At 58.3% G+C, this 12,849-nt stretch carries 10 protein-coding genes and 2 pseudogenes; 11 read left to right on the top strand and 1 reads right to left on the bottom strand.

What is annotated here, in order from left to right; genetic code table 11:
* The first annotated feature begins 60 nt into the window (after window positions 1-60).
* The 4 genes and pseudogenes from mmsA (at window position 61) to argE (ending at window position 4,845) form a co-directional block, all read left to right on the top strand.
* Complete coding sequence (mmsA, locus tag ACEN42_RS42255) at window positions 61-1,590, top strand: multiple monosaccharide ABC transporter ATP-binding protein (RefSeq protein ID WP_371884694.1); 1,530 nt, start codon at window positions 61-63, stop codon at window positions 1,588-1,590.
* A gap of 1 nt (window position 1,591) precedes the next feature.
* A complete protein-coding gene (gene mmsB, locus ACEN42_RS42250; protein ID WP_371884276.1) occupies window positions 1,592-2,803 on the top strand; it encodes a multiple monosaccharide ABC transporter permease in 1,212 nt (403 codons plus the stop codon).
* Between the two features lie 690 nt (window positions 2,804-3,493).
* Window positions 3,494-3,667, top strand: coding sequence for a cupin domain-containing protein (locus ACEN42_RS42245; RefSeq protein WP_371884275.1), 174 nt, complete (start codon window positions 3,494-3,496; stop codon window positions 3,665-3,667).
* A gap of 72 nt (window positions 3,668-3,739) precedes the next feature.
* Window positions 3,740-4,845 (top strand): annotated as a pseudogene (gene argE / locus ACEN42_RS42240) (acetylornithine deacetylase).
* A gap of 284 nt (window positions 4,846-5,129) precedes the next feature.
* Here argE and ACEN42_RS42235 read toward each other — a convergent pair.
* A complete protein-coding gene (locus ACEN42_RS42235; protein WP_371884274.1) occupies window positions 5,130-6,191 on the bottom strand; it encodes an EamA family transporter in 1,062 nt (353 codons plus the stop codon).
* Between the two features lie 144 nt (window positions 6,192-6,335).
* On the opposite strand from ACEN42_RS42235, the gene ACEN42_RS42230 reads away from it, so the two are divergent.
* The 7 genes and pseudogenes from ACEN42_RS42230 to ACEN42_RS42200 all read left to right on the top strand — a co-directional run bounded on the left by ACEN42_RS42230 (window position 6,336) and on the right by ACEN42_RS42200 (window position 12,837).
* Window positions 6,336-7,316 (top strand): chromate resistance protein ChrB domain-containing protein, encoded by a 981-nt coding sequence (locus ACEN42_RS42230; RefSeq protein ID WP_371884273.1) that lies wholly within the window; start codon window positions 6,336-6,338, stop codon window positions 7,314-7,316.
* A gap of 53 nt (window positions 7,317-7,369) precedes the next feature.
* A complete protein-coding gene (locus ACEN42_RS42225; RefSeq protein WP_371884693.1) occupies window positions 7,370-8,497 on the top strand; it encodes a chromate transporter in 1,128 nt (375 codons plus the stop codon).
* A gap of 35 nt (window positions 8,498-8,532) precedes the next feature.
* Complete coding sequence (locus tag ACEN42_RS42220) at window positions 8,533-9,264, top strand: superoxide dismutase (protein WP_371884272.1); 732 nt, start codon at window positions 8,533-8,535, stop codon at window positions 9,262-9,264.
* Between the two features lie 205 nt (window positions 9,265-9,469).
* Window positions 9,470-10,507 (top strand): annotated as a pseudogene (locus ACEN42_RS42215) (hypothetical protein).
* A gap of 79 nt (window positions 10,508-10,586) precedes the next feature.
* Window positions 10,587-10,946, top strand: a complete 360-nt coding sequence (locus ACEN42_RS42210) for a transcriptional regulator (protein ID WP_371884271.1) — start codon at window positions 10,587-10,589, stop codon at window positions 10,944-10,946.
* A gap of 1,253 nt (window positions 10,947-12,199) precedes the next feature.
* Entirely contained in the window at window positions 12,200-12,436 is a 237-nt protein-coding gene (gene vapB / locus ACEN42_RS42205; protein WP_371884270.1) for a type II toxin-antitoxin system VapB family antitoxin, read from the top strand.
* Window positions 12,436-12,837, top strand: coding sequence for a type II toxin-antitoxin system VapC family toxin (locus tag ACEN42_RS42200; protein ID WP_371884269.1), 402 nt, complete (start codon window positions 12,436-12,438; stop codon window positions 12,835-12,837). Before vapB ends, ACEN42_RS42200 begins: the two co-directional genes overlap by 1 nt.
* Window positions 12,838-12,849 lie beyond the last annotated feature (12 nt).

Raw genomic sequence — 12,849 nt, 5'->3', positions numbered from 1 at the left:
GGCTGGCCGGGCATCCGTTGGGGTGTCCGTGCCGGCGTCCACGCCACTGGTTGGAAGGTCATGGATACGATTCTGGAAATGCGTGGCATTCAGAAGAGCTTTGGCGGCGTCAAAGCTCTGAACAACGTGAATCTATCGGTCCGCGAAGGCCAGATTCACGCGATTTGCGGAGAAAACGGCGCCGGCAAATCGACTCTCATGAAGATCCTGAGCGGCGTTTATCCGCATGGGACTTATGAGGGAAAAGTCGTCTATCGCGGAGAGGAACGCAAATTCGCCGGCATCCACGATAGCGAACGCGCGGGCATCATCATCATTCATCAGGAACTGGCGCTGGTTCCGATGCTCTCCATCACCGAGAACATTTTCCTCGGCAATGAACAGGCAAAGGGCGGCGTGATCGACTGGGAGTCATCCTACGCGAGAACCCGGCAACTGCTCGCGAAAGTCGGTCTCAGCGATTCGCCCGATACCCCGGTTGTCACGCTCGGCATCGGCAAACAGCAACTGGTCGAGATTGCGAAAGCATTGTCCAAGGAAGTCAAGCTCCTAATTCTCGACGAACCGACCGCGAGCCTCAACGAAAAGGACAGCAACACGCTGCTTACGCTTCTGATGGAGCTGCGCGAGCGAGGCGTGACCACCATAATCATTTCGCACAAGCTGAATGAAATCTCGCGGGTGGCCGACGCCATTACCGTCATTCGCGATGGCTCGACCGTCGACGAACTCGACTGCAAGGCGCAAGCGATCAGCGAAGACCGCATCATCAAGGCGATGGTCGGACGCGAGATGAACGACCGCTATCCGCCGCGAACGCCGAAGATCGGCGAGACGATGTTCGAGGTCAGCGATTGGAGAGTGCGTCATCCAAGTCAGACGGATCGCATCGTCATCAAGGGCGTGAACTTCCATGCGAAACGCGGTGAAGTCGTCGGCATAGCCGGGCTGATGGGCTCCGGACGGACCGAACTCGCGATGAGCGTGTTCGGCCGCTCTTACGGTAAGAGCATTTCAGGCTCCGTCAGGTTGAACGGAAAGGAAGTCGACGTGTCCACCGTGCCGAAAGCAATTAAGCATGGGCTTGCGTACGTGACAGAGGACCGCAAGGGCGCGGGACTGATTCTGGACGACAACATCAAGCAAAACATCTCGCTTGCCAATCTCAAGGCGATCTCCCGCTTTACCGTCGTCGACGAGCATAAGGAAAACGCGATCGCGTTGGACTACAAGCAAAAGCTGCGCATCCGATGCCACGGCATCCGTCAGAAAGTGGGCAATCTCTCCGGCGGCAATCAGCAAAAGGTCGTGTTGAGCAAGTGGCTGCATTCGGCACCCGAGGTGCTCATCCTGGACGAACCTACACGCGGGATCGATGTCGGGGCGAAGTACGAAATCTACACGATCATCAATCAGGCGGCCAATGACGGCAAATGCGTCGTCATGATTTCTTCCGAGATGCCCGAATTGCTGGGCATGTGCGACCGAATTTACGTCATGAACGAGGGCTGCATCGTCGGCGAAATGCCAGGCGCCGAAGCGAGCCAGGAAAAAATCATGCGTGCCATCATGAGAAACGGAGCCAACTGAAATGCGCGAGACTCTTCCAACTTCCGTAACGCCTGAAACGAAGGGCCGAAATACGGAATACACCCAATCGATCAAGCGCGGACTGCGCGAATATGGCCTCGTCGTTTCGCTGGTCATCATCATGGGATTCTTTCAGGTGTCCACGAACGGCACCTTGATGCAGCCGCTGAACCTGACGAACCTGGTTCTTCAGAATAGCTATATCGTCATCATGGCGCTCGGCATGTTGATGGTAATCGTAGCTGGTCAGATCGATCTGTCCGTGGGTTCGACTTCGGGATTCATCGGCGCGCTCGCGGCGTTGCTGATGGTCCAGTGGAGCGTCGATCCTGTTCTCGGAACGCTCATCTGCGTGGCCGCAGGCGCATTGATCGGCGCGGCACAAGGCTATTTCGTCGCGTTCTGGCGGATGCCCTCGTTCATCGTGACCCTCGCGGGCATGCTCGTGTTCCGCGGACTCACCATCACTTTGCTACAAGGCCAATCGATCGGTCCTTTCCCCGACGTGTTCGCCATTGTCAGTTCCGGCTTCATCCCAGATTTTTTCAACGGCCAGAAACTCCGGATCACTTCGCTTCTGCTCGGCCTTCTAGTTGGTCTCGCATTCTTCCACATCGAGTCGCGTCAACGGAGCAAGGCGGCGAAGCATGGGGTCGATAGCGGCTCGTTCGCTATGTTCATCGCCAAGAACGTGGTGCTGACCGCTTTCATCGTCTATTTCAGTTATCTGCTGGCGTCCTATCGAGGCATGCCCACGGTACTCATGATCATGGGTGTGCTCATCGGTGCTTACACCTTTGTGATGAACCGAACGACCATTGGCCGGCGCATCTATGCAGTTGGCGGCAATGTGAAGGCGGCGAAGCTCTCCGGCGTCAACACGGAGCGCATCTCGTTCTATGCGTTCGTCAATATGGGCATCCTCGCGGCGCTCGCTGGCCTCATCTTCGCCGCCCGTCTTAACAGCGCGACACCGAAAGCCGGCACGGGTTTCGAGCTGGATGTCATTGCCGCATGCTTTATTGGCGGAGCGTCTGCATCGGGAGGCGTGGGAAAAGTGATGGGTGCGGTGATCGGCGCGTTCATCATGGGCGTGATGAACAACGGCATGTCGATCATGGGTATCGGTATCGATTACCAACAGGTGATCAAGGGATTGGTTCTGTTGGCGGCTGTCTTCATCGATGTCTATAACAAGAACAAGATCGGCTGACGAACTCCGCGCTTGCGACTCGATTGCAACTGTCAGTGCGTCCTTTGGCACGAGAAACGATGGGAGACGGGAATGTCATCGACTTACAGCGGAATGCTAGAAAGTCTAGTGTCACGGATCGCAGGTTGCTGGCCGATGCGTTAGGCGCGCTGCTCAGGGAGCGGTCCTGTGCGTTGCAAGTTGCGGTAGAAGTCGCATCTACCAAGGGGCGTCGCACGACAAGCGTGGATGACTTCGGCTCGCCGAACATCCTTCGAATGACCCGGCTGCTCACGCAGCCGGAGTCGTCGCTCGATTTGCAAGAGGCTTGATTGCGAGCAACCCGGATCGATCGTCTCAGGTGACGATCGATCAAAGACTATTCCGTGGCGGTTCTGCGCCACGATGAATCTTTTTCATCAAACGATGATAGCTCGACACCCTAGAGCGCTTGCGAACGACGCTCGATGTATCACTGACAGATTTGTTCAGTAAGAGCGCTTCGGAAGGCGAAGAAAAGCCCGAAGCGCGCCGTGAAGGTAGCTTCGTACGGCGAAGCGCGTCGAGACCGAAATTCTCGGTGCAGGCGTCCGGTCTGCGCAAGGAGTTGCTGACGCCGGAAGGTCAGCATGATCTGCAATTCATGCTGATCCACTTCGATCCCGGAACCAGTTCGTCGGAAGCGCTGATGGCGCGGGAGAGAAAAGCGGAATGGTCCTCACCGGGAAGCTCGAGTCGATGGTCGGCAACCAGACCGTGGAGATTGTCGACGGTGGCAGTTTCCAGTTCAACAGCGCGCTTGCGCATCGGGTTCGGAACGTATCGCCGGAAACGGCGAGCGTCATTTGGTTCATGGACACGCGGCGCCCGCGCGTCGAGATGTAGCACCGGAATCATGGAGTTGATGGTGAAAAGTAAGGCATGGCCGTTCCACGTCGCAACGCGGGCGGAACTCCAATGAACCTCAGTCGTTCAGCGGAGCTGTTGCGGCGGTTGATCGCTTATCCGACCATCTCGCGCACGCCCAACCTCGGGCTGATCCAGCATGTCGCTGGCCTGCTCGAGGCAGCGGGTATCCCGTGCACCATCGTCTCCAACGACGCCAGCACCTGCGCGAATCTGTTTGCCAGCACGTGACCGGCGAAGGTATCCGACGTGATGCTTTCGGGACATACCGATGTCGTTCCAGTCGAAGGACAACTCTGGACGATGCCGCCCTTCGAGGCGACAGTCCGCGACGATCGAATCTATGGGCGCGGCGCCGCCGACATGAAAGGCTTCGTGGCCTGCGCGGTCGTCGCCATGCTCGATGCCTCGAAGCGCACGTTGCGCAAGCCATTGCAACTGGCGCTGTCGTACGACAAGGAGATTGGCTGCGTCGGCGTACGGCGTCTCATCGATGTGCTGGAAAGGTCGCCGGATCGGCGGGAACTGTGCCTAGTCGGCGAGCCGACCAGGATGCAGATCGTGACGGGCCACAAAGGCAAGGCGGCCTACCGTGCGTTCTGCTGAGGAGAAGAGGGGCACTCGGCCCTGGCGCCCAACTTCCGCAATGCCATCCATGTCGCGACGGATTGGTCGCCGCCATGCGCGCGACACAGCAAGCGCTCGCGCAGGACAGCGTACGGGATGAAGCCTACGACATCCCCTATTCGACCCTTCACGTAAACATCGTGCCCAATCAATGCGTGCTCGATTTCGAAATTCGAACCCTGCCGGGCAACGACGGAAGGACGCTGCTCGACAACGTTCGGACGCGCTTTGCGCATTGTTCGGATGCCGCGCCGCCGGTGATTGAGGAAGTGAGTGCGTACCCCGGACTCGATACGCACGCGGCGAGCGATGCCGTGCGTCTCCTGGAAGCCTTGCCGGACGCGACCGCGAAGCAGAAGGTCGCCTTCGGCACCGAAGGCGGCTTGTTCTCGACACGGCTGTCGATCCCAACGGTGGTCTGCGGTCCCGGCGGCATCGAAGTCGCGCACAAGCCGGACGAGTATGTCGCGTTGGAACAGCTTAAGGCGTGCGATGTGTTTCTGGCCCGCATGATTGATTCACTGACGTAACTCGACTGGCGGCGTTCGATCACTGCATCCGAGGAACACGGATGCAGTGATCGGAGACTAGCGCGCAGCGAACGCTCGCCTCCTTTTTTGCACTTTTAACATAAAGGAATTTAGCGAATTTACGTGGTACAACTACGTATATCTCGCGTTATTAGAGATTGCAAGAAGCGAGTCACTGATGATCCGCGGTGGCTCGTCGATGAATCGAAGCGCCATCCGGCGGACCCAACCTGACCGAGTTCGGCAATTTGCTGCCGCTCGCCCAAAGCACTGTCGCGAAAGGATCAATACCGGTGTCGATGGTGAATGTCCAGGTAGTGAGCATGCGAGTGCGTAATTGGTAGATGGACGTGCGGATGGGTATGCGGCTCATCGTCAGAATGCGAAAAGTCATATGTATGCTGGTGATGCTCATCATGACGATGCCGATGCGTGTGTTCGAGCATCTCGTGAGTGTGTTTATGCCCATGACGTTCACGCACATGCAGCCAGACCCCGAGTGCCATCAACATGGCCGCAATCCAGAAGGATACGGCGGGTAGCTGCGGCCATATCGCAAAGGACACTGCTACGCCGAACAGGGATGCCACCGAGAAGTACGCGCCGGTGCGCGCGGTTCCGAGATCGCGCAAAGCCACGACGAAAAGAACGAGGCTGATGCCGTAATCGGCAAGCCCCGTTAGCATCGCCTCACCGATAGTCGCCATACCGGGCTGCGACGAACCCATCGCAAGGGCGATCGCGAGATTGACAGGCCCCGCGACGAGGCCTTTCGCACATGGGATGACCATCGCGTCGTTGGTCGACGCCTTGCGGGTCAAGGTGTTGTCGATGGCCCAACAGAAGCAGGCCCCTGCGATCAAAATCGCGCCCACGGGAATGCCTGCCTCGCGCGGCCCTTGCCACGAAAGGACGACCCCGCCCGCAACGATCGCCACCATGCCTAGAAAGACTTGAACATCAACGTTTTCACGAAAGACGACCCAAGCAATCAAGGCAGTCAGAACGCCCTCGAGATTCAGCAGCAGCGAGGTGGTTGCAGCCGGTGTGCTGGAGAGCCCGAGCATGGGTAGCGCGGGGCCTGCAACACCTCCTGCCGCAATCGCTCCGAGAAGCCACGGTATCTCTGCGGCTTTGATGCGGTGCTGGGAAGTTGTTTCGCCGCGCATTCTAAACGCTCGCAGGGCGATTCCGAACCCTAAGCCGACGCCGCTGCCTAGATAGAACAGGCCAGCCACCATGAAAGGCGACGCACTCCCGAGAAGAAGCTTGGCGACAGGCGTAGCCGCTCCGAAGAGCGCGGCAGCGGCGAGCGCGGTCGCGATGGCTCTGAGTTGTTCGTTCATCCGTTCATCGACTGAACCTGGGCTGATCAAGAAACAGGATTTTAGCGAGCAGAGCGCATGCCGCGCTCCGCAAGATTCTCTTCGGTGGCGAACAAGAGAAAAGTTAACTTGTAGATCTTAAAACGGAGACGTAGCATACGTTACATGAATCCTCTTTCTACATGGTCCCTGTTGATTCTGACCCTCCCCACCGAGAGCGCCACCGCCCGCATGCGGTTCTGGCGTGCGCTCAAGGCCAAAGGTTGCGCGGTCCTGCGCGACGGCATTTATCTGCTCCCGTTCACGGCTGAGCGGGAGACGGCGCTCCGCGAGCTTGCGACGGCAATTGGCGACAGCGGCGGCACGGCCCATCTACTGCGAGCGCCCAGTCTTAGTCAAGAGCAGGAAGCCGAGTTTCGCGATCTGTTCGACCGATCCAACGACTACGACGCCCTGATCGGCGCCCTAAGTGACGCGCGCAAGATCGTCTTCGGACAGGCAGAAGCGGAACTTCGGCGACTGCTGCGTCGCTTGCGTAGGGATTACGAAAGCATCGTTGCGATAGACTTTTTCCCCACTGAGGCTGCAACTCGCGCGGATGCGGCTTGGCAGGATTTCGTGGCGCATGTCGATACTGTGATGTCTCCCGGCGAGCCTCATCCGACTGAGCGTGCGATCCGAACACTTGCGCTGAAAGATTACCGGGGGCGCACGTGGGCGACAAGGAAGCGTATTTGGGTTGATCGGGTGGCGAGCGCTTGGCTCATCCGCCGCTTCATTGACCCCGACAGTCGGTTCATCTGGCTGACATCCCCGGACGCTTGCCCGCCCAGCGCGCTCGGATTTGACTTCGATGGCGCAGCGTTCACGCACATAGGCGAACGCGTCACTTTCGAGGTCTTAATGGCGAGCTTCGAGCTTGAGAGCGATCCGGCGTTGCTGCGCCTTGCCGCGATGGTCCACACGCTCGATGTAGGCGGGGCTCCCGTGCCCGAGGCGATTGGCTTCGAGGCCATCATGGCGGGCGCTCGTGAACGCACTGTTAATGATGACGCGTTGCTCGACGAGATAAGCCGCGTACTCGATTCCATGTATACGCATTTCGCAGCGGTCACGAAGAGCGCGGGCCAAGGAGGTCGATCGTGAGCACGACGGCGACAGCCACACCTTCCTATTCGCTCCGTCGGTTGTTGCTGTATATGCTGAAGCTCGGCACTTTCGGTTTCGGCGGTCCCGTTGCGCTCGTCGGTTACATGCATCGGGATTTGGTTGAGCGGCGCGCGTGGATCAGCGACGACGACTATCGTGAAGGCCTCGCACTCGCGCAGATGATGCCGGGACCACTGGCCGCACAACTGTCGATCTACCTTGGGTATGTGCATTACCGCGTCGTCGGCGCGACGGCTGTCGGCGTTGCTTTCGTGCTGCCTTCCTTTCTCATGGTCGTGGCGCTCGGCTGGGCGTACGTGCATTTCGGCGGTTTGCCGTGGATGCAGGCGGTCTTCTACGGCGTCGGCGCAGCCGTCGTCGGCATCATCGCAATGAGCGCCTACAAGCTGACCAATAAGACGCTTGGCGCTGACAAGACTCTCTGGGCCATCTTTGTGGTGCTCATCGTCGTGACCGTTGTGACAGAGTCCGAGATCGCCTGGCTGTTCATTGCAGGCGGACTCGTCAACATGTTTCGCCGGTCGCCGCCCGCGTGGCTCGGCAAAGGTGGTGCGAACGCACTCGTTTCTGCCCAGGGACCCGCGCTAAGCGGTGTGCTGAGCGGCCTCGACTTGTCGTTGCTCAGTCAGATTGGCCTGTTCTTCGCAAAGGCCGGGGCATTCGTCTTTGGATCGGGCCTAGCAATCGTTCCGTTCCTGTACGGCGGTGTGGTCACCGAGCACCGCTGGCTGAACGAAAAGCAGTTTGTCGATGCCGTGGCCGTCGCGATGATCACGCCCGGGCCGGTCGTTATCACCGTCGGGTTCATTGGTTATCTTGTAGCGGGTCTTCCCGGTGCCTGCGTCGCCGCGTTTGGCACGTTTCTGCCTTGCTATCTATTTACCGTGCTTCCGGCCCCGTACTTCAAGAAGTATGGAAGGCTTCCCGCCGTGAAAGCGTTCGTCGATGGCATCACTGCGGCTGCGGTTGGTGCCATCGCGGGCTCGGTAATCGTGATCGCGAAACGGTCGATTGTCGACTGGCCGACCGCGTTGCTCGCCGTTGCCACAGTTCTGCTGCTGTGGCGCTTCAGGAAGCTGCAAGAGCCTGTCATCGTCTCGGCCGCTGCGCTCATCGGTCTCGCGGTCTTTCCGCTTCATCACCTGTACGCGCACTGAGCGGAGGTGCGCGCATCGGAGCTAGGGAGTACATCATGGCAACTCGGCGCACCTTCCTTCAAAACACCGCTGCTGTCGGCGCAGGTCTGCTCATGGCGAAAACGAATCCAGCGGACGCGGCCGAGAGCGCAGGCTATGTCGACAAGCTGACCGACGCTGACGGCAAATATGCTGCCGCCCCGCTACCGTATGCCTACGATGCGCTCGAACCGGTCATTGACGCACGCACGGTCGAGCTGCATTACAACTTTCACCACAAGCCCGCGGTGACGGCGGCGAATAAGGCAGAAGATGCGCTAGCCAAGGCACGCGACACAAATGACTTGACGCTCGTGAAGCATTACGAGAAGGAGCTCGCATTCCAGCTTTCGAGCCACATCTTGCATACCGTTTACTGGACGAGCATCTCAGGTAAAGGCGCAGAACCCAGGAGCGAACTGGCAAAGGTAATCGACAAGAGCTTTGGCTCATACGCGAAGTTCAAAACGCAGCTCGTCGCTGCCACGATCGCGACTGAAGCATCGGGCTGGGGTGTAGTGGGCTATCACCCCGCGATGGGCAAGGTCATGATCCTCCAATGCGAGAACCATCAGAAACTCACAACTTGGGGCATCCAGCCGATTCTTGTGCTCGATGTCTTCGAGCACGCGTACTACTTGAAATATCAGAACCGCCGGATGGAGTACGTCAATCAGCTGTTCAACATCCTGAACTGGGACAACGCGTCCATGAGGCTCCAAGCGGCCGTGCCTGCGCGCAACGCATAAGCGTGCCGCGGGGCGCACGCTCGCGCCGGCGTTGTTGCGATGATTCCAGCCATCACTCGTTTCTCATCGAGATTCGCACTTCAGGGCGTCTCCCGCCGGCGTATGGGCGGCTGCTCGCGGCGCGAAGTCTGCGTGGATCTTGCGACGGATTAATTTCGGTGCTGCTTCCCGTTTACCGGCATGTACGCCTCGACGGAGACGGTTCATGATCCCACGACCTTTTCGGTGCCTTGGGTCGCTTATCGGCGCGGCGGTGTTGAGTGTGTCCTTCGTGTTGCTTCTGCCGGATCACGTCGCGTCGGCAGCGGACCAGGGAACCGCCACGCATCTCCCGCTTCAGCACCTTGCGGACATTTCGATGCCAGGACGCACGTCTCGTTTCGATTACAAGAGTGGCGATCCCGAGCGTCATTTGTTGATGATTGCCCACTTGGGAGATGGAGAAGTCGTCGCCTTTGATACGCACGATGCACGGGTGATTGCCACGATAAGGAACGTGTCCGCGGTGCATGGCGTGCTCGTTATTCCCGAGTTGTCGCGTGTATTCGCCTCGGCGACCGGAACGAACGAAATTGTTGCAATCGACGAAAAGACGCTAAAGTTGGTCGCGCGCGTGCCGGGCGGTGTGTACCCCGACGGCATGGCCTATGCGCCCAATGTACACAAGCTTTACGTTTCCGATGAGACGGGAAAGACTGAGACCGTTATCGACGTGACAACGAACCGGCGCGCAAAGACCATCGCGCTGGATGGCGAGGTCGGCAACACGCAATACGACTCGGTCTCACGGCATATCTTCGTCAACGTTCAGACGCGTCGGCAGTTGATCGAGATTGACCCCTCGACGGACGAAATCGTCGCCCGCATCGACTTGCCCGGAGCAGAGGGGAACCACGGCCTGCTCATCATGCCGCAATCCCGACTCGCGTTCATCGCCTGTGAGGGGAACAGCAGATTGCTGGTGCTCGACCTGCGCACGAAGCGCGTGTCGCAATCGTTCGACGTAGGAAAAGATCCCGATGTGCTTGCGCTCGATGCTTCGACGAACACCGTATATGTGGCTGGCGAAGCAGGTGTCGTGTCGATGTTCCGTTAATACGGGACTCGTGTGGCAAAAGTCGGCGAGGGATACTTGGGGCCGAACGCCCATGTTGTATATGTCGATGCGGCGACACATCGATCGTACTTCGCTCTTAAAGATTTCAATGGACATCCGGTGTTGCGCATCATGGCGCCGGAGTGAAGGTTTCACCGCTTGAAGGGGAGCGCGCGTGCGATTACGCATGATCACGCGCTCAATGAAAGCTGAGGGGAGAACGAACATGAAGACGCTTATCGGAATCGCGGCGCTTTCTGCTGTCACTTCGACCTTTGCCGCGCCACCTCACGTTAGCGATGGCAGGCTCGTTGATGACCATGGGATGACGCTCTACGTTTTTGGAGGGCAAGGCGCGCCGGATGCCAAATCATGCGAGGGCGACTGTGCCCGAAACTTTCCGCCCGCACTCGCGAGCAAGGACGACAAGGCCTCAGGCTTGCTCCAACTGGTCGATACAGGCAACGGTGATCGTCAATGGACCTATGGAGGAAAGCCGTTGTATCGCGGCATGATGGATAAGAAGCCGGGCGATCGTGCAGGCGACGGGCTGAATACAGTTTGGCACAGTGTTCAGCCGCACTAGCGCGTGACGAGGTTCTTTTGCACTCGTGGGACTACTATGTGGTCGAACTGTCCGCGCGATGGTCCGTTAACGCCGTGGAAGTGGACACAGACTATCGTCGCAGTTCGACGGCTGCATAGGGTCGGCAAGGAAAGGTCGCAAATTGACATGATCAGCGGCGAGCAGCGCGTCCGACGAACTGACGAACTTCCGGGGTCGGCCACGAGAGGGTCGACGCAGAGCCTTAAACCGCAGACAAGCGACCGGCCTTTTTCCTCTACATCCCAAATCATGAAGCAGCGTGTACGGACAAAACTGATTCAGAGACGAGAAGCACAGCCGCGGGCGGCCCGAAAGTCTGCAGCCGGAGAATACTTGCGGCGGGATGACCATAGAGCTCGATTTGCCGCTATCTATGCTCAGCACTCGGAGTTGTTCAAGCGACTAGACGACGCTTAAGCATGAGAAGGTGATCGATGTGCCTCGCTGCGGCCCGTCTATACGGCGCTTGCACCGCGTATTACCGGGCGAAGGGATGTCGACGGTAGCCTATGCCGAAGCATTCTGCCTCGGTAGGCGTTCAACGAACGCGTTTTTGAAGCGGTCTCGATGATCTCTTGGTAGTAATCCTTGATCGTTTTTCGGGCGCGGCCATCCGCGCACCTGGATGAGATGTCCTAAACATTCGATGTTATTGGACGGGAAGTGCCAAAGAGCCTTCGGTTCAACCTTTACGCGCTGACGCTCCGGAAGCACCGCCTTCACAGCGCGATCGTAGCGATGCCCGCACCCGAAAATGATTAGATCGGGCCTAAGCAGTTCGCTAAGGAGAAACGGCGCCGACAGCTCGCGAAAATGTTGAGTAAAGTCGGGCTCAGGGAGGGCAAGCGCCTTCGCATAGTAAGAATCCAAGACTGCTTTACGTCGTGTTTGAGCATGATCTGTTCTCATATTTCGTCGGCGGCGGTGCAGCCCTTCGACCTCTCGATATTGCGGCGATTGTGACAGCAGTCGATGATTTCGGCTGCACAGCGATTGTCTGCTCTGGATTTCCGCGTCTGTACTGTGAGGGCATGTGCCTGGTCGCTGGCGTACCGTGACGATGCCAAATGCCTTTGCGAGCCGGGCCGTTCGGAGGTCGCAAGCCTCAGCCGCCGCGAAGATCTTTTATCGGTCCGTTCGAGGACTCAACAACCAATGTACACACGCGTATTTACAAGTGTTTGAAAACCGCCTATAGTACATCCACAGTACACACGCAACAGAGGGATTAGATGCAAACCACGCGAGTTTTCAGGAACGGCAACTCTCAAGCCGTTCGCATCCCTGCCGATCTTGCCTATGAGCGCAGCGACCTTGAGCTTGAAATCGAACGCGTGGGCGACGAAATCCGCATCCGACCGGCGCGCCGATCGCTCGGCGGGGTGTTGAAAAAATTCGCCAAATTCAGCCCCGATTTCATGGCCGAGGGACGAGGCGAGCAGGAACAAGCAGAACGCGAGGGCTTGTAATGCCGCGCTTCATGCTCGACACCAATATGTGCATCTACCTGATGAAACACCAGCCCGAGCAGGTGGCAAAACGCTTCGCGGAGTGCTTTGTCGGTGACGTGGTCATGTCAGCTATCACGTATGCAGAGTTGGAATACGGTGTCGCCGTTTGTGCAAATCCGGCGAAAGAGCGGCGCACCCTCGCCGCGTTGATTGAGGACATTCCGGTGGCTCCGTTCGATTCTGCGGCGGCGGTGGCCTATGGCCCGATTCGTGAAGCTACTCGGGAGCGCAAGAAGGACCACCTCGATAAGTCGATTGCCGCCCATGCAGTTGCGCTCGACGTTGCCCTCGTAACGAACAACACAAAAGACTTTGCCAGTTATCCGGGCGTCAAGCTCGAGAACTGGCTGAGCGACTGAGCAAAGGAAATC

Origin of the sequence: Caballeronia sp. S22, assembly GCF_964261745.1 — a bacterium.
GTDB lineage: Bacteria > Pseudomonadota > Gammaproteobacteria > Burkholderiales > Burkholderiaceae > Caballeronia > Caballeronia jiangsuensis.
The sequence above is the reverse complement of the archived record's forward strand: the minus strand, read 5'-3'. Positions and strand labels throughout refer to the sequence as shown.